Origin of the sequence: Novipirellula galeiformis (assembly GCF_007860095.1) — a bacterium.
Classification (GTDB): Bacteria; Planctomycetota; Planctomycetia; order Pirellulales; family Pirellulaceae; genus Novipirellula; species Novipirellula galeiformis.
Genome location: NZ_SJPT01000001.1, coordinates 200212 through 224289 on the forward strand (window position 1 = coordinate 200212; position 24078 = coordinate 224289).

The window sequence follows — 24078 nt, forward strand, 5'->3', positions numbered from 1 at the left end:
CTGCCGATGTACCACCGGTGCTCAGGCGTTTGGGACTGGACACCAAGACATGGTGCGAACTGGTCGGCGACTTTGGCCGGTTATTTTGCCTGGTCGCGGGGCGCCCCGAGTCTGTCGATCCGCTGCGTAGCCACCGGACGCACCGCCGCTATCACTTGCGGCGACGAGCTCGAGAGCTGCTCACCCGCGCGGATTAGCTTGCCCGCGTCCCTCTTTTTAGCTCTCGAGCGTCGCAAAGAGTCGCCGATAGATGAACATGCGCGGCATTGGCTCGATTTCGCTCGATCTCCGGCGGAATGACTCGCGATCGGCGATGGTTTCGGTCGCGGCAACCGTGAAGCTGTGCCGAGCGTCCACAGCTAGTCCGCTCTCGCTAGTCTCACGTGCCCGTACAAAATGCTCTGTCCCCGCTGGATACGTTGGATAGTTGGCTTGCAAGGTGCTCTGTCCCCGTTGGATGCTCCTCTGTCCCCGTTGGCCGCAACATCGGCCCGATTTCGCTTGATCTCGAGCGAGATCCCCCGCGATCGACGATGGTTTCGGTCGTAGCAACCGTGAAGCTGTGCCGAGCGTCCACAGCTAGTCCGCTCTCGCTAGTCTCACGTGCCCGTACAAAATGCTCTGTCCCCGTTGGATACTACTCACGCGTACCCGCACAAGGTGCTCTGTCCCCGTTGGCTACTCACGCGTACCCGCACAAGGTGCTCTGTCCCCGTTGGCTCCGTTGGCTCAAGGTGCTCTGTCCCCGTTGGCTCTCTCAAGGTGCTCTGTCCCCGTTGGCTGCTCCGTTGGCTGTTGGCTCCGTTGGCTTGCTCGCTGCGCTGCCAGCACTCTCGCGTTTAGCAGTACGGGGACGTAAAGCCGTCAGCGGGCCGGCTCCACCACTGCGAACCGAGCCAAGCGAAGTTTTTTCTCGAGACGTGATGGATCCGAGTTAACGTCGCTGGGTGAATGCGGTTTAGATCGGGATCAGCAACCGGCGATAGAGCGAATGAGCGGTTGCCGTGAGACATCGCCCCCGCTGCGGCGGGAAGCCTGAAGTATCGCCTGGAATGCGGTTTGCATCCGCTCCGGTTTGTCGATCCGCTTCTGTTTTTGTGATCCGATCGCCCTCGCGGAAGTCAGCGGCGAAGAGGTCATTGCGGAGGAGCTGGTCGTTTGAGTGAATTGAATAAAGCAAAGGGTTTTGATGGATGTCCGCGCCAAATTGGCCATTCTTGCCGATGCCGCCAAATACGATGCGTCCTGCGCCAGCAGCGGTGCGAAGAGTACCCGTGCGGGCAGCCAGATCGGTAGCACCGAAGGCATGGGGATCTGTCATAGCTATAGCCCCGACGGAAGATGCATCTCGCTGCTGAAGATTCTGCTGACAAACTACTGCATCTACGATTGCCAGTACTGCATTAACCGCATTTCAAGCGACACCCCGCGTGCTCGATTTACGGTCGATGAAGTGGTCTCGCTGACGATGGAATTCTACAAACGCAACTATGTCGAAGGATTGTTTCTCAGCTCGGGGATCATTCAGAATTCAGACTACACGATGGAGCAATTGATCGCGGTCGCGAAGCAATTGCGCACTGTGCATGGTTACGGCGGCTACCTCCATTTGAAAACGATTCCCAATGCAGCCCAGTCCTTGATCGAAGAAGCGGGTAAGTGGGCTGATCGGTTGAGCGTTAATATTGAATTGCCCAGCGAAGGGGATCTGTATCAATTGGCGCCGGAGAAAAAGAAGCCGCAAATCGTGGGCGCAATGCAGGGCATTCGGCAAAAAATCGACGAAGCCCAACAGGAACAGGCCGCCGGTTACAAGCCGCCGCGGTTTGCGCCGGCCGGTCAGAGCACGCAAATGATCGTGGGGGCAACGCCGACATCGGACGTCGAAGTTTTGAAGACCGCGAGCGAACTGTATACGGGGCAACGTCTGCGCCGAGTCTATTATTCGGCGTACAGTCCGATTCCTCACGCTGATGCCCGGTTGCCCGGTCAAGCACCGCCGTTGATCCGCGAACATCGACTGTATCAAGCGGATTGGCTGATGCGATTCTACGGTTTCGAGGCCGATGAGATCGTCACCGAACCTGATCGAAATCTGTCCTTGGACATCGACCCCAAATTGGCGTGGGCGTTGGCCAACCGGCACTTCTTTCCCGTCGATGTCAATCGAGCGAGCCGAGAGGAATTGCTGCGGATTCCCGGCATCGGTGTTCGCAACGTGAAACGGTTGTTGGCGATCCGAAAGCATAAGAATTTACGCAGCGAAGATTTGAAGAAGCTGCGTGTGGCTTGGAACCGAGCCAAGGTGTTTGTGTTGACCGCGGATCACAATCCGAATTTAAGTGATTTGGACAAGTTAGATCTAGGCAAGCGGATGCGTCCAAAGTCGCAGCAATTGATGTTGTTCGATGCAGCCGGTTCCGCACGGTCGGGAGAAGTTTGAATGCACTTTGTTCGGATCGATACTTTTGATCAATGGCGCAGTGAAGCGAGGAGATTGTTGCTGGCGGAAACGGCGCCTAGCGAGGTGAGTTTTTCTACTACCGATGATCAACTCTCTCTCTTCGCGTCGGAACCCAATGTGCCGACGAGCTCCGGCCAGCGTGGTGCAGCTGCGGCGAGCGTTTTGAAAGTGCCGCGAGAGTTTTTGGCGTTGGCCGAAACGGTGGCATGCCACCGCGGAACGCATCGCTGGGAATTGCTGTATCGAACCGTGTGGCGATTGACGCATGGTGAGCCGCAATTGCTGCAGATTAGCATGGATGACGATGTCCACTCGCTACAGCAAATGCTCAAAGCGGTGACTCGTGACGTCCACAAGATGAAGGCATTCGTTCGTTTCCGCAAGCTTGAAGAGGCGTCGTCACCGCAAGCCTCCTACGTCGCTTGGCACCGTCCCGATCACAGAATCGTGCGGTTAGCGGCACCCTTCTTCGCTCGCCGTTTCAAGGCGATGCACTGGACGATCCTGACCCCCGATGAATCGGCGACTTGGGATCAAACACAGCTGCGGTATGGTGCGGGCGTACCGGCAAGCGAATCGCCCGACGGCGATGCTTTGGAAGCACTTTGGAAAACCTATTACGCATCGATCTTCAATCCCGCACGCGTCAACGTCGCGATGATGAAACGAGAGATGCCCGTGCGACACTGGCAAACCCTGCCCGAGACCGAGTTGATCCCGGAATTGTTGGCTGCCGCGCCCGCTCGCGTCGCGGAAATGATCGAAAACAACGAAGGGTTTGCTCAGACCGCAGCCCACTACATGCCGGCCGACACCGGGTTGGACTCGTTGCGAGCGGCAGCAGCCAGTTGCCGTGCGTGTGATTTGCATCACTGTGCAACTCAAACGGTGTTCGGCGAAGGACCGCCTCGTGCCCGCATCGTGATCGTCGGTGAACAACCGGGCGATAACGAAGACATTGCCGGAAAACCGTTCGTCGGTCCGGCCGGCCAACTGCTGGACCAATCCTTGGCTCGAGCCGGGATCCAGCGTGATGAGGTGTATGTCACAAACGTGGTCAAGCACTTCAAATTCACGACCCGTGGTAAACGTCGCTTGCATCGCAAGCCCGACTCTCGTGAAATCTTTGCCTGTCGCCCTTGGTTGGAAGCGGAACTTGCGGCCGTGAAGCCTAGTTCGATCCTCTGTTTAGGAGCAACGTCGTCCCAGGCTTTGTTTGGACGTGATTTTCGCATCACCCTCAGTCGCGGACAAACATTCGAAACGGAGTGGAGTCGGCGAACGATCGCGACGTGGCATCCCGCCGCCATTTTGCGAATGCCCGACGCGGCAAGATCTCAACAGATGGAACAACAATTGGTAGACGATTTAGTCTTGGCTGCTGCGAGACCGGGCAAGACGTGATGCAAGAACTGCTTCAGACGACCGATCGCGGATTGTACTGCGCAGCCGGCGACTTCTACATCGATCCCCAGCGGCCGGTGGATCGTGCGGTGGTCACGCATGCGCATAGCGACCACGCACGATGGGGATGCCGGCGGTACTTGGCGGTCAGCGAAAGCGAACATTTATTGCGGATGAGGATGAGCAGCGATGCGGAGTTTCAATTTCTCCGTTACGGTGAATCGGTCACCATCGGCGGCGTGAACCTTCGTTTTCATCCGGCGGGACACATGCTGGGCTCCGCCCAAGTCCGGCTGGAGTATCGCGGTAAAGTGGCCGTGGCGATGGGCGATCATAAGTTGGGTCGCGATCCAACCTGCAAGAGCTGGGAACCGGTCAAGTGTCATTTGTTGGTGACCGAGTCGACGTTTGGGTTACCGGTGTATCGTTGGCAGCCCGAGCAAGTCACGACGGACGTGATTAACCAATGGTGGCGAGAGAGCCGGGACGACGGAAAATGCAGTGTGCTTTACGGTTACGCGGTGGGAAAGAGTCAGCGATTGCTGGCGGGACTTGATCCTAGCATCGGTCCGATCTTTACTCACGGTGCTGTGGAAAAGGGGACGGAGGCTTATCGCAAGACAGGCGTCGATCTGCCCAACACGACTTACGTTGGCTCGGTAACCGGTAAACGTGATTGGAGTGGCGCGATGGTCGTCGCGGTGCCGAGCGCCCACGGTTCGACTTGGATGCGAAAATTCGGCCGGATCAGTACCGCGATGGCTAGCGGTTGGATGGCCGTCCGCGGGGCCCGTCGACGACGCTCGGTCGATCGGGGCTTTGTTGTCAGCGACCATGTCGATTGGCCCACCTTGATTGAAGCCGTCGAGGCTTGCGATCCCGACACATTGTGGGTCACTCATGGCTACTCGGCGGTGGTCGCTCGTTACTTTCAAGAACGTGGGCGTGATGCTCATGTGGTCAACTCACCGGTTCGTGGAGAAGCCGAAGCCGACGCGGCGGCAGATCAGGACTCTGGCGATGAACAGGCATCCGATGATCAGAGCACTGGGGGTACTGAATCATGATGCGTTTTGCCGCCCTGTACCACTCGCTTGACTCGACGACCAAGACCAATGCAAAGATCGTCGCCATGGCGGACTACTTCTCGGCCGTTGCCGCCTCCGACGCGGCCTGGGCGACGTACTTTTTATCGGGTAATAAACTGCGCCGCTTGGTGCCCACCAAGTTGCTGCGAAGCTGGGCCGCCGAGGAAGCCGGGATCGCCTCGTGGTTGTTTGAAGAGTCGTACCATGCGGTCGGGGATTTAGCGGAAACCCTTTCGCTGATCGTGCCGCCTGGGCAAGTCGTAGACGACCTTTCGCTGACTCAGTGGGTCGAAGAGCGGCTGTTGCCGCTGCGCGGGTGTGATGAGGACGAGCTGCGGACGGCCGTCGTGGACATTTGGCGTCAGACGTCCACACCGGTGCGGTTTGTGATCATGAAGTTGATCACCGGAGCGTTTCGCGTGGGAGTTAGCAAGCGATTGGTGACGCGTGCGATCGCCGAACAATCGGCGGTCACCGCCGACGTGGTTTCGCATCGCTTGATGGGAAATTGGGAGCCAACGAGCACGTTTTTTCAACAGCTAATCGACCCCGACACACGCGACACGCAGGCCAGCCAGCCGTATCCGTTCTGTTTGGCCCATCCGATTGAGATTGAGCACGGCCCCGCGGTGCTTGGCGATGCAGCGGACTATGTGGCGGAATGGAAATGGGATGGCATTCGCGGACAAGTGATTCGTCGTCAACAGCAGTCCTTCATATGGTCGCGTGGGGAAGAGTTGATGGAAAACCGCTGGCCTGAGATCGAAGCGGCCGCCGCGGCGCTGCCCAACGGCACCGTTTTGGACGGCGAGATATTGGCCTGTCGCTCCAGCGGGGAGGTGTTGCCGTTCGCACAGCTACAGCGCCGAATCGGCCGCAAGTCGGTGGGCAAAAAATTGAGACGCGAAGTGCCAGTGGTGTTCCACGCCTTTGACTTGTTGGAGCACGCTGGGGTCGACATCCGCGAGTTGCCGCTAATCGATCGCCGAGCGCGTCTAGAAAACTTGTTGGCGTCCCTAGAGCATCCCAATCTAGCCATTAGCGACCGGATTGCCGGAGCATCCTGGGATGACTGGGCCGCGATTCGTGAACACAGCCGCGAACACCGTGCCGAAGGGTTGATGCTCAAACGCAATGACTCGGTCTACGACGTCGGCCGAGTGCGCGGAACGTGGTGGAAATGGAAGGTCGCCCCGTACACGATCGATGCGGTGTTGATCTATGCGCAAAAAGGGCACGGCCGGCGAGCCAGTTTGTTCACCGATTATACGTTCGCCTTGTGGGACGAAGGTGTGCTGGTCCCGTTTGCCAAGGCCTATAGTGGTTTGCAAGACAAAGAGATCCGCGAGGTCGATCGATTTGTGCGGAAGAACACCAAGGACTCGTTTGGTCCGGTCCGTAGTGTGACCCCGGCGTTGGTGATGGAATTGGCGTTTGAGGGTTTGCAGCGCTCGCCGCGTCACAAGAGCGGCGTCGCGACGAGATTCCCGCGAATCCTCCGCTGGCGTCACGACAAACGACCGCAAGACGCCAACCAGTTGAGCGACTTGCTAAAACTAGCGCCTCCGGAGTCGTGATGCGGCAAGTCTCTATCAAACCTCCCACGCCGTCCGCTCGCGTCGATGGTTACTTCGCTAATATCGGTTGGAAGCCGTTCCGTTTTCAGCGGTCGGTTTGGAAGGCCTACATGCAAGGTTGCAGCGGCTTGGTGCACTCGGCGACGGGAACCGGCAAGACGTTGGCCGTTTGGATGGGACCGATTCAAAAATGGCTGAAAGAGAACCCCGATGACGCGTGCTGGAATCCGAAACGCCCACCATCCCTCCGCGTGCTTTGGATCACTCCGCTGCGGGCGCTTGCCGGTGACACCGAAGCATCGTTGCGGGCACCACTCGACTCGCTCGGCTTGCCTTGGCGATTGGAGTCGCGGACCGGGGACAGCAAATCGAGTGCGAAGGCACGCCAATTGAAACGTTTGCCAACCGCGCTGGTCACCACTCCGGAAAGCCTCTCGTTGATGTTGACTCACGAGAGACTGCTAGAACAACTGGCGGGCCTCGAAGCCGTAATCGTCGATGAATGGCACGAACTCTTAGGTACTAAACGTGGCATTCAAACGGAGCTCGCACTCGCTCGCCTACGCAAATTGAATCCACAATTACGCACCTGGGGTGTCTCGGCGACGCTGGGAAATCTTGAGCAGGCCGAGTCCTCGCTGCTGGGGGTCGACCCGGCCGGTGAAGCGCGCATGATTCAGGGCTATCGCAAGAAGCGACTGAAATTTCAATCGTTGATTCCTGCTCAAATGGAACGCTTTCCCTGGTCCGGCCACATCGGTACCAAAATGGTGCCTCAGGTAGCCTCGCTGCTGGACCAAGTGACCAGTGCGTTGGTGTTCGCCAACACTCGCTCTCAAACGGAACGGTGGTACCAACATTTATTAAAACAGCGACCGGATTGGGCCGGCAAGGTTGCACTGCATCACGGCTCGTTGGACACGTCGGTTCGTCGCTGGGTCGAAGACGCACTGCGCGATGGAAAGCTGCGTGCGGTGGTCTGCACGAGCAGCTTGGATCTCGGAGTCGACTTTACCGCCGTTGACCTCGTCATCCAGATCGGCAGCCCCAAGGGGGCCGCTCGTTTGCTGCAGCGTGCCGGTCGTAGCGGACATCAACCGGACGCGGAGAGTCGTTTGGCCTTTGTCCCGACCAACGCGATCGAATTGATCGAGCTGGCCGCGGCGCAGGATGCGATCCGCAGCGGACGTCTCGAAGCCCGCCCGTTGCTGAACAAACCGCTCGACGTTTTAGCGCAACATGCGGTGACGATCGCGGTAGGCGGTGGTTTTGATCCCGACGAACTCCTGCAAGAGATCCGTTCGAGTCACGCCTATCAATCGTTAACTCAACGTGAATGGCAATGGGTGTTGGACTTCGTTGTCCGCGGTGGCAGTTCACTCGCAGCCTATCCCGATTTTCACCGTGTCGAGATCGTCGATGGTCGATACCAGGTGACGCAGCGGCGAACGATCTCGCTGCATCGCATGAACATCGGCACGATCGTGTCCGATGCATCGATGCAAGTGAAGTACTTGAAAGGCAAAACGCTAGGGACTGCGGAAGAGCATTTCTTGTCAAAGCTGCAGCCCGGCGATCGTTTTCTGTTTGCGGGGAGATTGGTTTCGTTGTCACGAATCAAAGAGAATGTGGCTTACGTGCGAAGGGCCACGGGGCAACCCGACAGCGTGCCGCGGTGGACGGGAGGACGCATGCCATTGTCGAGCGAATTGAGCGCTGCGCTGCGGGAAAAGATGGAACAGGCTGCCGATGGACAGCTTGTCGGAGCGGAGATGAAGTCGCTCAAACGGTTGTTTGCGATTCAGCAGCGTTGGAGCGTGTTGCCACGTCGCGAGCAACTATTGATCGAGCGGATCGAAACACGCCGCGGCCATCAATTGTTTGTTTTCCCGTTCGAAGGTCGGCTGGTTCATGAAGGCTTGGCAGCGCTTTTGGCGTATCGTATCTCACGCGTCCAGAAAACCACATTCACGATGGCCTGCAATGATTATGGTTTGGTGTTGCAGAGCCCCCACAAGATCGCGATCAAGCAGTGGATTGCGGACGGCTTGTTCAATACCGAGGCACTTGTTCCGGACATCCTCCGCAGTATGAATTCGACGGAAATGGCAAAACGCCAATTTCGCCAGATCGCGCGTGTCGCAGGCTTGATTCATCCCGGTTACCCAGGGCAACGCAAGAACACCAGCCACGTACAAGCCAGTTCCAATTTGTTCTTTGATGTGTTCTGTCAATACGATCCTGATAACCTGCTGTTGGAACAGGCACGTCGTGAGGTCTTGGAACTGCAGTTGGAATCGTCACGCATGATCACTGCGTTAGACCGACTTGAGGACAGTGAAATCATCGTCACCGATCCACCCAAAGTGACGCCGCTTGCGTTTCCTTTGTTGGTGGACAAGCTACGAGAACGGGTGAGCAGCGAAACGCTGGCCGACCGCATTCGGCGAATGCAAACGCAACTCGAAAAAGCGGCGGACCAATAGAGATGCATGTCGATATCACGGTCGGTCAAACCCGTTTGCGTCTGCTTGCTCGGCGCGCCATTTATTGGTCGCAACTACAAACCTTGTTCGTCGCCGATACGCACTTCGGCAAAGATGCGACCTTTCGGCGTCATGGGATTCCGGTTCCCACTGGCAGCACGGCGGCAACGCTGAGTATCCTTTCGCAGATGCTCGCCACGACGTCGGCTAAACACCTCGTCATCTTGGGCGACATGTTCCATGCTCGGTCGTCGCTTTCGGAGGAGGTGTGTGACGCGCTGTCATCGTTCTTTGCTCGACATGCGGAGCTGCGGCGTACCTTGGTTCGGGGAAACCATGATGCGCATCTGGGGCCGTTGCCGGAAGCTTGGTCCTTGGAAGTGGTTGAGCCAGGCACGCGAATGGGCAACGTGGCCCTCGGTCACCAACCGACTACGGTTCCCGAAGACGCGGATCTGTTGCTCTGTGGGCATCTCCATCCAGCACTTTCGATCGGCCGGGGAAAGGACAAACTCGGGAAACTGCCCTGTTTTTGGCTTTCAAAACGCTGCCTTGTGTTACCCGCGCTGGGGCAATTCACCGGAACCTATGCTATTGAGATGGCCGCGAATGATCGTGCTTGGGTCGTCGCCGACGAGCAACTGATCGAACTGGCTCCGCCACTCGATGACATTCGCTGATCGCGTTGGGGCGAATCGGTCGGATCGAAATGGGAAGCCGTACCGAAATGGAAGTTGCCAAACGATGGCGGCACGAGAGTTGCGTGAATGAGCTAGAAATAAGAGTCGCAAACAAGGGTGGTCGCTAAGGTGGCTTGCTGCCGAAGAATGATCGCGGCGTTTTGACAATGCAGGAATTTGAATGCGCAGGTCACAGCTAGAAGCTTGGATGAGTGTCGCGGTTTCCGAGTGCCGCAAGGGCCTCGAGCAAGGCGAAAGCCCCTTTGGTGCCGCGATCTTTGATCCCGGCGGCGAGTTGGTGGCAGCGCAGTTCAATGTGGTCAATACCCAGCAGGATCCCACGGCCCACGCCGAAGTGATGGCGATCCGTGCGGCGTGTCAAACGCTGGGCGTCATGACACTGGAGGAACACTGGTTGGTTTCCACGGGGGAGCCCTGTTTGATGTGTGCGTCGGTCGCCGTGACAGCGGGCATCCGCAAATTGGCGTACGGCGCAGATTGCCGGTTTATCGACGCGGTCGGGTTCGAGACATGGGGTGTCACCAGTGAGCACATTTTTCGAGACGCTGGTATCGAGGTTGAAGTCGAAGGTGGGATTCTTAAGGACCAGTGCGAAACGCTGCTGCGTGAATCGCAAGCAAGTCGGTCGATTTGACTTCACGTCTAGAACCATTCGGAGACGCGATTCGTTCGTCCTTCGTCGCCTGACCGATCGGAATTCGCACACGTAATGAACGTAACGAAGCTTAGGGAACTACGAATCAGGATATTTTAACTTGATTGAAAAATGGCTTGCTGCCGAGTGGAGCTCAATCGCACTGGTGGGACTGTCGTCTCTCGTTTGCTATGCGGCAATCTTGCTGTACACGCGAATCGTCGGCCTTCGCAGTTTTTCCAAATTGTCTGCTGCCGATTTTGCCATGACGATCGCGGTGGGCTCGTTGTTCGCATCGACAATCTCCGCCCCCAGCCCGACACTCGTCTTAGGCATCGTAGCGATTGGCTGTTTGTACGCGATGCAGTGGGGAGTGGCGGTGGCGCGACGCCAGTCCAAGATGTTCGGCAAGGCGTTGGACAACCAGCCCTTGCTATTGATGCGTGGCCCGGTTTTCCTGGACGACAATTTAAAGCAAGCGAATGTCACACGTGAGGACGTCTACGGCAAGCTTCGGGCTGCGAACGTGTTTAGCTATGACCAAATATTGGCCGTGGTGTTCGAAACCACCGGAGACATTTCAGTGATCCACTCCAGCGACGATGCAGCCAAACTGGATCCCGATTTTTTTCACGATGTCATCGGCGCGGAGCACCTGAGCGAACCAATTCGGTAACCAACTCACTAGCTCCTATTTTGAAACTCGACCAGAACGACCGATATGTCGAAGCGACTCTTCCGGGGGCTTACCAGTCCCAGCAGAGTTCGTGCTGGCACGTCGGGCGTCTGCCCTCCACGCTGCAATCCCTTTAGCAACTCCAGGAGGAGCGTCGATTTTGCGTTTGCTAACCCATCGAGAGATTGAACGCCTTTATCGGATCTTGTCACAATCCATGCCGGGGCGCAGTTCGTCGGCCAAGGGGCCCAAGGGCCAACCCGATCCGTTTCGAACCTGCCTTGCTTGCATCCTTTCGGCTCAATCATTGGACCAAAACACCGCAGTCGCCACGAAGGCTCTGTTCAAGTTGGCACGCACCCCGAGGACGATGCTAAAACTCTCGGTGGAGCAAGTTGCTGCCGCGATCAAGCCATGTGGCCTTTACAACGTGAAGGCTCGGAGCATTCAAGGATTCTGTGCGACGTTGATCGACGAATTCGACGGGATCGTTCCACAAACTCGCGACGAGTTATTGCGTTTGCCGGGGATTGGACGCAAGTGTGCAGACATCGTGTTGCAGTTCGCGTTTGGGCAACCCACGATTGCGGTCGACACCCACGTCTTTCGAGTCTGCAATCGCACCGGACTCGCGCCCGGAAAGACGGCCGATAAAACCGCCGACGCCTTGTTAGCCCGAACGCCCGAGTGGGCAGTGGAGCAAGCCCATTTTTGGCTGATTCAATTCGGCAAACGCATCTGTGTGGCTCGCACACCACGTTGCGATGTCTGTCCGCTCAATCAGATGTGCCGAGATTACATCGATCGTCAGCCGGTCCCGATGATCCGGTGACGATGCCCCATCGTCACCGGACAACGGCTCTTACCTCTAGGTTTTGTAGTTCAAAAAAACGCCTCAGCCTCGCTCGAGAGCATTTTGGAAAATCGAGTTTGATTTGCAGGGTTTCTTCAAGTCGTCGACTCGATCGCACGCCCCGCATCAATCCGTACAAAACGATCCCACTGACGATTCATAGGTGCATCGGCGGTCGGCCAGTTCCGTCGTGTTTGTGCTTAACTTCCCTGCTTTCCGGTTGGGTTGATCAAGGATTTCAACCATGCGTCTGAGCAAATGGTCCGCAGGTAAGACGTCGTCCAACCGCTCCGAGAAGAGAACGAGTTGATCACGTTGAATTTGGGGTGGGTCCCGCGGCATATCAAGACTCCTGACCGCGAACAGCCCCAACTTAGCGCGAGCCAGCCTCCAAAGCAATCCGCAAAACAACCAACATCAAGTGACAAGTTCGCCGAAGCCCGGTTGCCACCAAAATCTCCCACCGCACGCTCTCTTTGCGCCGCTCCCACCGCTCCAGCGATTCCGGTGGATGGAAGGGGAAGTAACTGTTCAAATTCTTCAGCGGTTGATGCCGGACATCTTCGGCAAAAGCTGTCAGAGAGAAGCATCGTAAAACGGCAGTCGTGACAATATGTTGCGCAATATTATGTTTCGTGGGCTGCGGCGCAGAGAACGAACGCGTCATGAGGGGATCCATTGGTCGAGAGGGGGCTCCCTCGCGCTCGTGTCCGCAAGTCAATCGGCGTCCGCTATTCGCGGCTCTAGCAAACTTCGCTTCGTAATCAAGGTGCCCGGCCCAGTGCTGCGTTGAGTTCTCGCAAGCTCGTTCCCTTTGCTTACGGATCTGTAGTCGTCTTTAAGATTCGAGCTGGGAATTCGGCTCGTTGCGAGCCGGATGGGTTGCGCTGGTTCGCACCATGGCCGCGTTTGAAGCCTAAGGGAATCGCCAATCCGCCAGTGCTTTGTAATCGTTCGTGCAGTTGTTTCCGCATGCGGCGAACGCGTTGTTGGTGATCGGGGTTGTGGATCAGATTCGCCGTTTCCTGAGGGTCAGCAACGATGTCATAGAGCTCGTCGGTGTCCCAGATGCCGTGATACTGGATCAGTTTGTAATGCTTCGTTCGTAGGGCGTACGTGGTTGGCGTTTGGGGAAAACTGGGCTCCCAATAATATTCGTAAAGAAGGCTGCTGCGAGTCGATTTCGTGGCGTCGGGACGCTGCAGTAGCGGGGCGAAACTTTGCCCATCGATGTCGTTCGGTACGCTCACGCCGGCCAATTCCAGGAGCGTGGGCGCCACATCAATGTTAGCCACTAACGCATCACATCGTGATGATGCTTGAGTCCGGCCGGGACCGTAGACCAACAACGGAATTCGCATCGACTCCTCGTAGGCACAACGTTTGTCGATCAATCCATGCTCACCCCATAGATGCCCACCATCACTGGTGAAAATTACGAGCGTATCTTTTTCAAGCCCACTGGTGCGCAGTGCCTGCATGACCCGGCCCACGCTGTCGTCAATTGAGAGGATCATTTCGCAGTAATGCCGATACATCTCTGCGACGGTTTGCTCGGCTCGTCCGTGGTAGGGAAATTCAATTCCGTGCCAACTGTTGCGTTGATCGTGGACCCACATCGGCTTGTTGCCATCGTCCTCGTTGCTGATCGGCGGTTGATGCGGTAGCGGTTCGTCCTTATAGCGGTCCAGATGCCGTGTTGCTGGATCATACAAGCCGTGCACGCCCTTGTGCGACAGATACATCAGGAACGGCTTGTCGCCGCGGCGTGTCTGTAGCCACTCGGTGGCGTAGTCGGTCAACTCATCGGTCATGTACTTTTTCCGCGGCACCTGACGACCGTCGATGTTGAGCGTTTGTTGATCGGGCCAGTAGGTACCCTGCCCACGGAAGCTGATCCAGTGGTCGAACCCTGGTCTGATCGCATCACTGGAGCCGCCCATGTGCCATTTCCCTATGAACGCCGTTTCATAGCCGGCTGACTGAAGCTGTTGGGGGAAGGTGACGGTATCGGCCGGCATCAAGTCTTGGTTGTCGACGACCTTGTGATTGTGCGTATATTTTCCGGTCAGAAACGAAGCCCTTGCCGGCGAACAGAGCGAAGTTGTGACGAATGCGTTGGTGAACTGCATGCCGTCCTTGGCCAGTCGATCGATGTGAGGCGTTTCCAGGAACGGATGGCCCATAAAGCCGAAGGTATCGTGTCGAAGGTCGTCGATCAAAATGAAAACGACGTTCGGCTTCTCATCCGCGACCGCTTGAGGGATGAGGCCCAACAACCCCAAGCTGAAGGCCAGCAACGGAATGTAGCGATGAGCAAACGTTGTCATGTCGTCTCCAATGAAAGGCTTAAAAAATGGGGCGAAGCCCAATCGTAAAGGGTGTCAGCGGGACGGGGAATCGGGGACGGAGTCCTCGTCTCGCCGTTGCAAAACTTTCCGGTCATGGGCTGCTTGATCTGTTGCCCTGGTGGTCGAATTTTGATCAACGAGATCAGCAAATGATGAGCACGCGTGCCCCGCTGGTTTGCCGGCTGTATAGCGTTGCTATGGTCAAAGCAGCAGAATTCCAATTCAAAGGAGGGTTTTCGTCGAGGGGGAACGCCAATTGCTTAAACGCTTGTCTCATTCCGATCGCCGTGAGTTCCCTGTCAAACGTGGGAGGGCGTGCTAGCAGAACGCGTCCCCACACGCCCCTGCTCATTTCTTTCGGTCACGGCGACGGCAACTTTTTTCGTTTTCCTCCGAAGCCAAATATCACTTTTTTGAGATTGCTGTGACCTCCATCAAACACCTCCGCAATCGTCTTCGTGAGGATTTCGGGTTTCAAACGTTTCGTCCTGGGCAATCCGAAGCATGCCGAGCTGCGATGGAGGGACGCGACACGCTAATTTTGATGCCCACCGGCTCCGGCAAAAGCTTGTGCTACCAGCTTCCTGGACTTGCGCTCGAGGGGGTGACCGTGGTGGTCAGCCCGCTCATCTCGTTGGCCGAAGACCAAGCGAAACACATTCGCGAACTCGGATGCCAAGCCGCCATTCTCAATAGTTCCAAGTCAGCCAAACAGCTTCGCGAGTTTCATCAAGACATCCAGTCAGGAAAAGCGGAGTTTGTCTTCACGACTCCCGAGCGTCTTCAGCAATCGGATTTATGCCAATTGTTAAGCGAGGTAGGAGTTGATCTGTTTGTGATCGACGAGGCGCATTGCGTTTGCCAATGGGGGCACGACTTCCGGCCGGACTACCTGTGTTTGCATTATGCTCGCGAACGACTTGGCAATCCGCCGACACTCGCGATGACGGCCACCGCCTCGCCCCAAGCGATCGACCAGATCGTCCGTAGCCTCAAACTTTGCGACCCGGCGATTGTCGCGACCGGAACGCTCCGGCCAAATTTGCGTTTGTCGGTGATGCCGTCTTCGGGAGACGTGGAAAAGGAACGTCAGCTCCGTGCATTGCTTTGTGACGGATCCGATTTGATCGCCAATGAACCCGCGATCGTTTATTGTGCCACCATCAATACCGTCGAACGTCTTCACAGCCAACTCGCCAACCTTCGTATGCCGACGCTAGCCTATCATGGCAGGATGAAAAAGGCCGCCCGAATCGCCTCTCAAGAGGCGTTTACAAATGGTCCACCTGCGGTAATGTTCGCGACCAATGCGTTCGGATTGGGCATCGATAAACCCAACATCCGCCGAGTGATTCACCATGACATCCCCGGCTCGCTCGAAGCTTATTACCAAGAGTTCGGTAGGGCCGGTCGCGATGGAGAGCTCGCTGCATGCACGTTGTTGTACGATCGTGAAGACTTGCGATTACAGAAACTATTCGCTGGCGGCAGCCTCGATTCCTCCCAATTGCGAACGGCCCATCACACGTTGATTCAAGGCGCCCACCGCTATGGTGACGAGACCGGATCGGTCGCACTGAAGGACTTAAAGCCGATCAGTCCACTCGGGACGCAAACGTTAAAAAACTGCTTTCAACATTTGGCGTCAGCCGGTTTGATGGCGCCTTCGGGACGTGGTCGATGGACCTGTCTTGCCGACAAAATCGACCACGAAGCGACCGACCGCTTGGCGGACGAGTCTCGTTTGCGGAGCGAGCACCGCCGCATCGCTTTGGACCAAATTGTTCAATACGCTGAGTCGACAGAATGTCGCTGGTGGCGAATTGCGAATCATTTCGCGACGCAGGATGAGCAAGTTGCATCGGCTTGCTGTTGTGACAATTGCCAAACCCATGCAATCAATGTGGCGTGAAAATCGCTTTGCTCGTTTGACTACGTCGCTGCAGTGGCTGCTTTTAACGTTCGCGGAGCGTCCTGAAATGCTTGAACCGTCGCGTTGCATCCGCTTCACGCGGAGCGGATGTAACCGGCGATTCGGAGAGGAGCCGTCACTCCCGTGCTCATGGCTATCGCATGAGCATGGGGACCGAACGCTCTCTATAGTTTATCGGCCATTTCGCGTGCTTTTGCCTGGATGGCGGCAGTGTCCGAGAGTGAGGTTAACTGCTCGTATTCGCCTAGCAGTTCTTGCGACATCTCTGGATCGCTCTCTCCAAGTCCTTGCAACTCATCGTGAAGCTGGGTTTTGTGGGCGGACAGATTTCCTGTGTCCGCCACCTTTTCCAGAGTAAACTTCGCGTCGGGCGGAGGCGGTTGGACCACCTGTCCCGTTTCACGTCCCCCGCCACAGCCGATGACTGCAACCACAAACAACATCACCCCAACGAACCGCACTGCCGACGTCATGCGTCACTCCTAGAAAGGAAACCTGTCAACTTAGATTTTAGCGAACTTGATTTGACCAATTGCGATACCCGCAACTGGTAACGTCCAAGGCTTACGGAGCTGTGACGGATTCTCCGCCGTTTCTACTTCCTAAGCCGTGGTAGAGTTGCAGGTCAATGCTGTCGGAAATGAAACGCACCGATGCATCCGCTAGTGCGTGGTTAACTCCGCCGGGGTGACGGCTGCGTGAAGGATAAATGCCGCGGCTACTGCCGTGATCCCCGCTGGAAGTACTGGTGAAGCAACCGGGGTATTTCCAGTTTGGCGTCGCGACGGTGTTAAACACGGTGTACATGAAAATACCCCGACTATAGCGTGAGCCCGACACGCTGCTGTGGTTGCTAGGATTAGCGTCACAGGCCGCTCCGGCAGTGTCAACTTGCGATTGGGTGATCACGCCTTGCTGAGTCGAATCGTTGCCGCTCCACGAAAGGCCACGAACGACATCCGTCTCGCGGCGATAAGTTCCGTTGTCATTGTCACCGGTCAACTGCTCTGCGAGCATGATCGTATTCGAGGTGCCATCGATAATGAACGCCATGTTCGTTTCCGCGGAGGGCTGGAAGACACCGTTGTGTCGGGACTCCGAAAGATTCCATCCGAGGTTGGAACCCGCAGACACAGGATAGTTGCAGTAGCCCAGGCGACCGGCGGTGGGGTACGGCACATCCGACGGACAGACAAAGGCAGGCACCTGAACGCCTTGCGTCACGCTATCCGCACCGGCATTAATGTAGAAATCGCGAGTGGTTGTCTTGATCTGGTCGTACAGCGCGGTTTGCTCCATGAAAGGCAGGAGCTTGATTTGTACGGGGTAGCTGTACATCGAAATCACGCTACTGGCGCCAGGAATTTGCGAGTAGCGGGGAAAGTTCAGGTACGTGTCGTGGTAGTTGTGCAGGGACAGGGCAAGTTGCTTTAAGTTGTTCGTGCATTGCATGCGGCGGGCCGCTTCACGGGCCGCTTGCACCGCGGGCAATAACAGCCCAACCAAAACCCCGATGATGGCAATCACAACTAAAAGTTCCACGAGGGTAAAACCTCGTTTTGTACGCAGCGTTTTCATTTCGTTACACCATGACGTGTCATGCCGACCACAACAACTCATTGCAGACGCGTAGCCCGGTGAAGACTACGTCGGGTCGGGAAGAGGTGGGAAGTAGAAGGTGGGAAGTAAAAAGGTAGGCCCGCGGTCTGAATCGATAATTCGCTTCGTCGACCAATCGGGTAGTAAGGGGGCTAGAATACCAGGAGGATTTTAGATGTCAACGCTCGGGCTAACGCTGGGTAGCCCTGGTCGTTTTTGGAGAAGCGATGTCGCAAATCCCTTCGCATTCCGAGGGAATTACTGCCAGTCTCAAGTCGATCGATCTCGCAAAAAAAGAGAAGTCAGGGACGAGTAGTCAAGAAGTCGGGGACAGTCATCGCGAGAGAAGGGGTATCGCGAGAGAAGGGGGGACAGTCATCGAAAGTCGGTGGCCCAACGTTGGGCCACAGAGCATTCACCCTCGCATTATTTTCTTGCCGTTTTGGATCTTGCTAAAAATCCTTCGAGCGATGCTGCCTTTGGGCGTGCTCGTTGCGACGGGGCGTGAAGCCACGCCCACTACCGGGATCGACTCAATGTAGGGGCGATGGATCGGCTCTTTAGGTGGGGGAGTGAAGACGCAGGAGTGAAGCGACTCCGAGAAGTTTTGCAATCTTACGTCCGCACTAGGACTCGTCTTTGTCACGCCAAGAGGGGCGTTTCTTTCGCGCATTGGGGTGGTGTTTGACGATCAGATGGGGGGCGTCGCGTCCGGAGAGTCGCTTACCCTCGGGGCGATTACTGCGGCGGACCAGTTTAGCGCGTAAGCGATTTTCTTTGTCGTAATACTCGTCGTCCAACTCGTACTCGACCCACATGTACTCGTAAGGGAGGACTTCACGCTCGTAGGGGCGGCGTGGAGGGGCTCCTTCGATGGTGCCGTCGAACACGCTGCGGTGAAAGAAGACGTCCTCGCGGAAATCTTCCGCATCTATAAATCCAAACTCACCATCGGGACTGACGAAGCGAATGGCACCGAGGCGCCGCTTCTGGATCCGATAGGGGCGTTTGATTTCCTCGTCGTCGTCGTGTCGCCCCATGCGATTGCAATCTCTAAATACGTTAGTGGTGAATGAACATGGCACCGATCGGTGCACAATGGTGGCGGAAGCTTGCGTCAATGAAAACAAGCGGGTCGGCAATGATACGAATTATCGTTTCCGTTGGAAGTCCATGATACAAACAACCGCTTCGACGCGACACTTAGTTTAGTTCCGCGTTTCCAACGAAGTCAGGGAATCCGATCCAGCGTGCGACGGACTGGGAGGTCGCGCGACGAATCAGCCGTGGCCACATTTCGTCGGCGTTTTCAAAGACGATGTCCGCTGTGGCGGGAACAAGGTGCCAGAGCCCCGATTCCAGCTCGGCGTTGAGCCGCTCGGTTTCCCAGCCAAGGTGCCCGATGATCAAGCGATAGGGGCCTGGTTGTTTATTGACTAATCCCTCGAGGTGCTGCTTTTGAGCGGCAACGTAGATGCCGTGCCCCGTTTCTGCCTCGGCGTATTCGCTAAGCTGATGAATCGCGACCACGGGGCCCGAGAGGGGGCCTCCGAAATGCACCATGCCAACGGGTGAATAGGCCGTTGAAGGCCCCTGAATCGCCGCTGCGGCGTTGTGTGGAATGAGTCCCGGCAAGCGGTGCTTGGTTTCGTCATCGGCGTCATCGGTCGCCGACTCGTCCGACGCGTCGATTTGCTCGCCGAGCAACGCCATCAATGCTTGCGGATTGGGGTGCATCGGACGGTTCAGCATCACTCCAATCACATTTTCCTGGTCATCATGCACAAGTAGACAAACCCCTCGAGCTAGGATTGGGTCGGTCGTTAAGGTGGAAGCGACAAGAAGGTTACCGGTCAATGATTCCATCGTGATTATTCCGAAACAGGAGTGAGATGTCTGTCATCTTGGCAGTAGGCGTGTGACGGCCTTAAATGGAGGCAAGCGGCGCGCCAAAGCGAGTGTTTCTCGCTGAAAGCAACTTTTTGATGGCGTATTCCCCGAAATCGCTTCAAAATTGCCATTTTTGAACGGTAGTGAACCACCACGTATTGAAACATCACGTTTGTGAACTTGGAGAGCCCCCCGTATGTCGATCGAAAAGATGCGACGAACTTACTCGCTTAGCGGCCTCGATAAAAAGGACGTTGATCCCGACCCGATGGTTCAGTTCGACCGCTGGTTTAAGCAAGCCACCGAGTCACGTCCGGCGGAGTGGTTCGAGCCCAACGCGATGACACTCTCTACGGCTGATCCCAGCGGAAGGGTGAGTTCGCGAATTGTGCTGCTGAAACAAGTGAAGGAAGGTGAGTTCTATTTTTTCACGAACTACGACTCAATCAAGGGAAAACAATTAGCGAGCAATCCCCATGCCGCCCTCTGTTTCTTTTGGCCCCACTTGGAACGCCAAGTCCGCCTGGAGGGTTCGGTTCGCAAAGCGCATCGTGACGAAGCCGTTGAGTATTTCCACAGTCGGCCGCGCGCGAGCCAATTGGGGGCGCTCGTTAGCCAGCAATCGAGTGAGGTCGCTTCGCGTATGGAATTGGAAACACGAATGGAAGCCTTGGTCGTCGAGCACGAAGGACGCGAAATTCCTTGTCCCGAGAATTGGGGCGGGTACGCGGTGAAGCCGACTTGGATCGAGTTTTGGCAAGGGCGTCCCAGCCGCCTGCATGACCGCATCGCCTACCAGCCACAAAGCGATCTTGGCTGGCAAGTGATACGGTTATCGCCGTAATGCTGGGCTGCTAAACGTTTGGAGTTGACATTGAATTTGGCGGGCTGTTTTGCACCCAGCTCATTCCGCAGTTACCGTCCGCCCGGCTTGTGGGGTGAGCGATGGCAGAGCTGATTGCAACAAACATACACGACTAATCCCAACGATTTAGCAGCCTAGGCTACAGCATATCGATGGGGTCGATATCCACGACAAATTGCACGTCATCTTTCTCAGGGATCGTGAACGAGTCGGTGGCCCGGCGAATTGTTTCGCCCAATTGGGCGCTGTCGGTGGATTGCAACAGCAGGTGAAAACGATATTTGCCACGCAATTTGGGGATCGGTGGTGGAGCCGGGCCGAGGATGCGGACCTCTGATCCGAGCGCTTGCCGCGATGCTTCAAGGCGGCCTAGTAATGCATCGGCAACGGCTTCGGTCACCTCTTCGACAACCCCGCGGATGATGATACGAGCAACCGAGCCGAGCGGTGGGTAATTGAACTTGCGTCGATTGACCATTTCATCGGTTGCGAATTGCAGGTAATCGTGCCGCGATGCCGCTTGGATCGCGGGATGCTCGGGCGAGAAAGTTTGCACGACAACGCGGCCGCCTCGATCGCCACGACCGGTTCGGCCGGCGACTTGAGTCACCAATTGGAAGGTTCGCTCGGCCGCACGGAAATCGGGGAAGTGAAGCGCGCTATCCGCGTTGATGACGCCGACCAGCAAGACATTGGGGAAATCGAGCCCTTTGGCAATCATTTGTGTACCGAGCAGGATGTTCACTTCGCCGTTACGAAAAGCTGAAAGCACGCGTTGGTGGCTGCCCGGTCGTTTCATGGTGTCGCTATCCATCCGCGCGATCGTTGCGCTGGGGAAGCGGGCTTTGACTTCGACTTCCAACCGTTGAGTTCCCAGCCCGCCATAACGAATTCCATCGAAGCGGCACGCCGGGCACCAGGGCGGGGTCGCGATCGTATAGTCGCAATAGTGACAACATGCTTTGCCTCCATCGCGATGATGCGTTAGCGGCATGTCACAGTCCGGGCATGCGACCACATGGCCACACGAAGGGCATTGGATCGTGGTGGCAAAACCACGGCGATTTAACAGCAGGATGACTTGCCCTTGGTCTCTCAGCGTTTCTTGAACGGCGAGATGCAATGGGCGGCTTATCGCGCCACGCGTTCGGTCGTCGCGAATTCGCAGGTCAACCAATTCCACGCTCGGCATCGGACGGTTATTGATTCGCTCGTGCATCGGAATTAATTCGGCGTGCCCGGTGGAGGTGGCGTGCCATGTCTCCATCGACGGCGTCGCACTTCCGAGGATCAAGGGAATGCCAAGTGACATCGCTCGTGCGTGGGCGACCTTGCGCGCGTGGTAACGAGGTTGTTCGTTTTGTTTGAAGGACGCATCGTGTTCTTCGTCCATCACGATCAGCCCCAGACGCGGCATCGGCGCAAAGACGGCGCTGCGCGGTCCGACGACGACTTGGACTTCACCCCGGCGAATCCGTTGCCATTGAAAATGACGTTCCGCCGGGGTCATTTGGCTGTGCAGCACGGCGACCGAATCAAATCGACGTTCGAAGCGGCCTCGCGTTTGCGGGGTCAAGCTGATCTCAGGCACCATCACGATTGCGCTGCGACCAAACTGAACGATGTACTCAATCGCTTTGATGTAGACTTCCGTTTTTCCACTGCCGGTGACGCCGTGTAGCAGCAATGTTTTTCCTGTGCCCGAGTCGATCGCGTTTTCGATTCGCTCGAGTGCGTGAGTTTGCTCGTCGTTGAGGGTGTGTGTGTGCTGGCTTTCGCCGTCATTTTTTTGCCAACGCATCGGTGTGCCCGTCGTCATTTCGCGGCGGCGTGTGACTTCGATGTAGCCTTTCGACTGTAATCCGCTAATGGGACCGCGCGTGCACTGGGCGTGGACCATCAATTCGGACGCGGTCATCGGGCGTGCCGCTGCGATCAGAAATCGAAATACCGCCTGCTGTTTCTTGGGCAGTAATTCAATCGATTTTTCGTCCGTGCGATGCGGATCCGGCGTCAGGTAGGCTCGCTCTCGCGTACCCGCGTTGGAACGCACACTCGAGGGAATCAAGGTGTCGAAGACTTGCCCGGTCGGGGCCTGGTAGTAATGGCTGATCCACAGCACCAAGCGGACCAGAGCGGCATCACAGAGAGGTTCGTCGTCAAGGATTTCGACAATGGGACGAAGGGAACCACGTCGTCCTTTGAAGCCAATGCGGGTCTCAATACACCATCCGGTCATCGGATGACGTCGTTTACCCAAGGGGACACGCACCCGCATTCCCGGTTTTAAATGTTCGCGTTCCTCTTCGGGGATCTGGTAATCATAGGGGCCGTAGGGAGCTTCGCTAAACACGATTCGGCCGACCGCGATGTCGTCCTCGACGGCGAGTTCCCAAGGCGGAGGTTCGGTTTCGAACAGTTCGGCTTGTTGAGCTCCCGAGCGTTCTTCCGGTTTCTCGTCAGCGGTGTCCACGGGTAGGCCGATGCTCAATTCCGCCGAGAGGTCGAAGGCCTCGGATTTTGGCGGCGGGTCGAGCCGCTTGCCTTCGTCGACTCGCTCGCTTGGGGCATCCGCGGAGGCTGCACGAGCGTTTGGATTTGTCTCGGCATCGCGATTCGATGGGAGTCGGGAATCGGGCTTGGACATGGTCGGGGGGCCGACAATTGGTGGAATTGGATTGGATGGTGTGCTGGTTAGCATAGTGTATGTTGGGAGAAATGAAGATGAGGGAGTTCACGTCCAGGCACAACGAGCACACGCCAGCAGACGTCACTCCTCTATCCTCGCGATTCGCTGGACAAGTCTGGTCCATCGTGAGCGTCTGGTCTCCCAACGACTCGGAAATTGCCCGCGTTTGGCACTGCAGAAAACAAGGTTTTATTGATGAGAATTGGACTTTTCGGTGGCTCGTTCGACCCCGTCCACCTGGGCCATTTGTGGATTGCCGAGGCGGCGCGAGAATCGCTTGAGTTGGATCAGGTGCGTTGGATCCCGACGGCAACTTCGCCGCTAAAGCTCCACGGTGCGATTGCCTCGGATCAAGACCGTGTGCAGATGTTGAAATTGGCTCTTTCTGGGGACACGCATCACGAAGTGGACGAACGTGAAATCGAGCGCGCGGATGTCAGCTATACGGTGGAGACCGTTTCACAATTTTTAGCGGAGATGCCCGGCACGCAATTCTTTCTGATCATCGGCAGCGATTCGTTGGCAACCATTCGCAAATGGCGCGAGCCACAGCGGTTGCTCGAATTGATTACGCTTGCGGTGGTTCAGCGAGGAGGAGAAGCCGAGATCGACTTTTCCGTGCTACAGGGCTTGGTAGATTCCGATCGAATCGATGCGATTGCCTCGCAGGTGATCAAGATGCCCGTCATTGAACTTTCGAGCAGTGAGCTTCGCGACCGCATCGCTGCGGGACGAAGTATTCGTTATCGAACCCCACGGAGCGTCGAAGCATTGATTCGAGCTCGCGGATTGTATCGCGGTGAAGGGAATCGAAAATCGCAGCGGCGTTAGGCTGCGGCTAATCGGGATGACACCGAATCATTCTTGC

19 protein-coding genes and 1 pseudogene are annotated in these 24078 nt (G+C 56.6%); 13 read left to right on the forward strand and 7 right to left on the reverse strand.

The genetic code is table 11. The annotated features are described in order from the left end of the window. The 10 genes and pseudogenes from Pla52o_RS27260 to Pla52o_RS00730 all read left to right on the forward strand — a co-directional run. A pseudogene (locus tag Pla52o_RS27260) lies at window positions 1-197 on the forward strand (hypothetical protein); the annotation flags it as partial. A gap of 992 nt (window positions 198-1189) precedes the next feature. Further along, a complete protein-coding gene (locus Pla52o_RS00690) occupies window positions 1190-2443 on the forward strand; it encodes a putative DNA modification/repair radical SAM protein (RefSeq protein ID WP_146592673.1) in 1254 nt (417 codons plus the stop codon). Next, window positions 2444-3868 (forward strand): UdgX family uracil-DNA binding protein, encoded by a 1425-nt coding sequence (locus Pla52o_RS00695; RefSeq protein ID WP_146592674.1) that lies wholly within the window; start codon window positions 2444-2446, stop codon window positions 3866-3868. It abuts the gene before it with no gap. Beyond that, a complete protein-coding gene (locus Pla52o_RS00700) occupies window positions 3868-4935 on the forward strand; it encodes a ligase-associated DNA damage response exonuclease (protein ID WP_146592675.1) in 1068 nt (355 codons plus the stop codon). The genes Pla52o_RS00695 and Pla52o_RS00700 overlap by 1 nt, the downstream gene beginning before the upstream one ends. Continuing rightward, a complete protein-coding gene (locus Pla52o_RS00705) occupies window positions 4932-6533 on the forward strand; it encodes an ATP-dependent DNA ligase (RefSeq protein WP_146592676.1) in 1602 nt (533 codons plus the stop codon). Before Pla52o_RS00700 ends, Pla52o_RS00705 begins: the two co-directional genes overlap by 4 nt. Then, entirely contained in the window at window positions 6533-9019 is a 2487-nt protein-coding gene (locus tag Pla52o_RS00710) for a ligase-associated DNA damage response DEXH box helicase (protein ID WP_146592677.1), read from the forward strand. The genes Pla52o_RS00705 and Pla52o_RS00710 overlap by 1 nt, the downstream gene beginning before the upstream one ends. A gap of 2 nt (window positions 9020-9021) precedes the next feature. Further along, window positions 9022-9699, forward strand: coding sequence for a ligase-associated DNA damage response endonuclease PdeM (gene pdeM, locus Pla52o_RS00715; protein ID WP_146592678.1), 678 nt, complete (start codon window positions 9022-9024; stop codon window positions 9697-9699). Window positions 9700-9880: 181 nt separating this feature from the next. Continuing rightward, window positions 9881-10354 carry a nucleoside deaminase gene (locus tag Pla52o_RS00720; protein WP_146592679.1) on the forward strand — a complete coding sequence of 158 codons (474 nt, stop codon included), beginning with the start codon at window positions 9881-9883 and terminating at the stop codon, window positions 10352-10354. A 121-nt stretch (window positions 10355-10475) separates the two neighbouring features. Further along, window positions 10476-11030: a DUF421 domain-containing protein gene (locus Pla52o_RS00725; protein WP_146592680.1), complete on the forward strand. Its 555-nt coding sequence runs from the start codon at window positions 10476-10478 to the stop codon at window positions 11028-11030. A 160-nt stretch (window positions 11031-11190) separates the two neighbouring features. After that, window positions 11191-11862 carry an endonuclease III domain-containing protein gene (locus Pla52o_RS00730; RefSeq protein ID WP_197168925.1) on the forward strand — a complete coding sequence of 224 codons (672 nt, stop codon included), beginning with the start codon at window positions 11191-11193 and terminating at the stop codon, window positions 11860-11862. 394 nt (window positions 11863-12256) lie between these two features. Here Pla52o_RS00730 and Pla52o_RS00735 read toward each other — a convergent pair whose 3' ends face one another. Together Pla52o_RS00735 and Pla52o_RS00740 are read right to left on the reverse strand one after the other, a co-directional pair. Next, window positions 12257-12550, reverse strand: coding sequence for a hypothetical protein (locus Pla52o_RS00735; protein WP_146592681.1), 294 nt, complete (start codon window positions 12548-12550; stop codon window positions 12257-12259). 151 nt (window positions 12551-12701) lie between these two features. Continuing rightward, window positions 12702-14213, reverse strand: coding sequence for a sulfatase family protein (locus Pla52o_RS00740; RefSeq protein WP_146592682.1), 1512 nt, complete (start codon window positions 14211-14213; stop codon window positions 12702-12704). A 445-nt stretch (window positions 14214-14658) separates the two neighbouring features. On the opposite strand from Pla52o_RS00740, the gene Pla52o_RS00745 reads away from it, so the two are divergent. After that, window positions 14659-16146: a RecQ family ATP-dependent DNA helicase gene (locus Pla52o_RS00745; protein WP_146592683.1), complete on the forward strand. Its 1488-nt coding sequence runs from the start codon at window positions 14659-14661 to the stop codon at window positions 16144-16146. A gap of 185 nt (window positions 16147-16331) precedes the next feature. Here the strand turns inward: Pla52o_RS00745 and Pla52o_RS00750 are convergent, their stop codons facing one another. The 4 genes from Pla52o_RS00750 to Pla52o_RS00765 all read right to left on the reverse strand — a co-directional run bounded on the left by Pla52o_RS00750 (window position 16332) and on the right by Pla52o_RS00765 (window position 19632). Beyond that, a complete protein-coding gene (locus tag Pla52o_RS00750; RefSeq protein ID WP_146592684.1) occupies window positions 16332-16640 on the reverse strand; it encodes a hypothetical protein in 309 nt (102 codons plus the stop codon). Window positions 16641-16731: 91 nt separating this feature from the next. Next, window positions 16732-17709, reverse strand: coding sequence for a DUF1559 domain-containing protein (locus tag Pla52o_RS00755; RefSeq protein ID WP_197168926.1), 978 nt, complete (start codon window positions 17707-17709; stop codon window positions 16732-16734). 683 nt (window positions 17710-18392) lie between these two features. After that, window positions 18393-18806: a cold shock domain-containing protein gene (locus tag Pla52o_RS00760; protein ID WP_146592686.1), complete on the reverse strand. Its 414-nt coding sequence runs from the start codon at window positions 18804-18806 to the stop codon at window positions 18393-18395. A 163-nt stretch (window positions 18807-18969) separates the two neighbouring features. Then, window positions 18970-19632 carry a YqgE/AlgH family protein gene (locus Pla52o_RS00765; protein ID WP_146592687.1) on the reverse strand — a complete coding sequence of 221 codons (663 nt, stop codon included), beginning with the start codon at window positions 19630-19632 and terminating at the stop codon, window positions 18970-18972. A 220-nt stretch (window positions 19633-19852) separates the two neighbouring features. Here Pla52o_RS00765 and pdxH point away from each other — a divergent pair, with 220 nt between their 5' ends. Further along, window positions 19853-20500 (forward strand): pyridoxamine 5'-phosphate oxidase, encoded by a 648-nt coding sequence (gene pdxH / locus Pla52o_RS00770; RefSeq protein ID WP_146592688.1) that lies wholly within the window; start codon window positions 19853-19855, stop codon window positions 20498-20500. A gap of 160 nt (window positions 20501-20660) precedes the next feature. Here the strand turns inward: pdxH and priA are convergent, their stop codons facing one another. Then, window positions 20661-23168, reverse strand: a complete 2508-nt coding sequence (priA, locus tag Pla52o_RS00775) for a replication restart helicase PriA (RefSeq protein ID WP_231611992.1) — start codon at window positions 23166-23168, stop codon at window positions 20661-20663. 237 nt (window positions 23169-23405) lie between these two features. Here priA and nadD point away from each other — a divergent pair, with 237 nt between their 5' ends. Further along, window positions 23406-24041 carry a nicotinate (nicotinamide) nucleotide adenylyltransferase gene (gene nadD / locus Pla52o_RS00780; protein WP_146592689.1) on the forward strand — a complete coding sequence of 212 codons (636 nt, stop codon included), beginning with the start codon at window positions 23406-23408 and terminating at the stop codon, window positions 24039-24041. The last annotated feature ends 37 nt before the right edge of the window (window positions 24042-24078 follow it).

Excerpts from the sequence above, each read along its gene's own strand:
- Pla52o_RS00690 (WP_146592673.1), top strand. The coding sequence starts at position 1,190 with ATGGATGTCCGCGCCAAATTGGCCATTCTTGCCGATGCCGCCAAATAC.
- Pla52o_RS00695 (WP_146592674.1), top strand. The coding sequence starts at position 2,444 with ATGCACTTTGTTCGGATCGATACTTTTGATCAATGGCGCAGTGAAGCG.
- Pla52o_RS00700 (WP_146592675.1), top strand. The coding sequence starts at position 3,868 with ATGCAAGAACTGCTTCAGACGACCGATCGCGGATTGTACTGCGCAGCC.
- Pla52o_RS00705 (WP_146592676.1), top strand. The coding sequence starts at position 4,932 with ATGATGCGTTTTGCCGCCCTGTACCACTCGCTTGACTCGACGACCAAG.
- Pla52o_RS00710 (WP_146592677.1), top strand. The coding sequence starts at position 6,533 with ATGCGGCAAGTCTCTATCAAACCTCCCACGCCGTCCGCTCGCGTCGAT.
- pdeM (WP_146592678.1), top strand. The coding sequence starts at position 9,022 with ATGCATGTCGATATCACGGTCGGTCAAACCCGTTTGCGTCTGCTTGCT.
- Pla52o_RS00720 (WP_146592679.1), top strand. The coding sequence starts at position 9,881 with ATGCGCAGGTCACAGCTAGAAGCTTGGATGAGTGTCGCGGTTTCCGAG.
- Pla52o_RS00735 (WP_146592681.1), bottom strand. The coding sequence starts at position 12,550 with ATGACGCGTTCGTTCTCTGCGCCGCAGCCCACGAAACATAATATTGCG.
- Pla52o_RS00740 (WP_146592682.1), bottom strand. The coding sequence starts at position 14,213 with ATGACAACGTTTGCTCATCGCTACATTCCGTTGCTGGCCTTCAGCTTG.
- Pla52o_RS00750 (WP_146592684.1), bottom strand. The coding sequence starts at position 16,640 with ATGACGTCGGCAGTGCGGTTCGTTGGGGTGATGTTGTTTGTGGTTGCA.
- Pla52o_RS00760 (WP_146592686.1), bottom strand. The coding sequence starts at position 18,806 with ATGGGGCGACACGACGACGACGAGGAAATCAAACGCCCCTATCGGATC.
- Pla52o_RS00765 (WP_146592687.1), bottom strand. The coding sequence starts at position 19,632 with ATGGAATCATTGACCGGTAACCTTCTTGTCGCTTCCACCTTAACGACC.
- pdxH (WP_146592688.1), top strand. The coding sequence starts at position 19,853 with ATGTCGATCGAAAAGATGCGACGAACTTACTCGCTTAGCGGCCTCGAT.
- priA (WP_231611992.1), bottom strand. The coding sequence starts at position 23,168 with ATGTCCAAGCCCGATTCCCGACTCCCATCGAATCGCGATGCCGAGACA.
- nadD (WP_146592689.1), top strand. The coding sequence starts at position 23,406 with ATGAGAATTGGACTTTTCGGTGGCTCGTTCGACCCCGTCCACCTGGGC.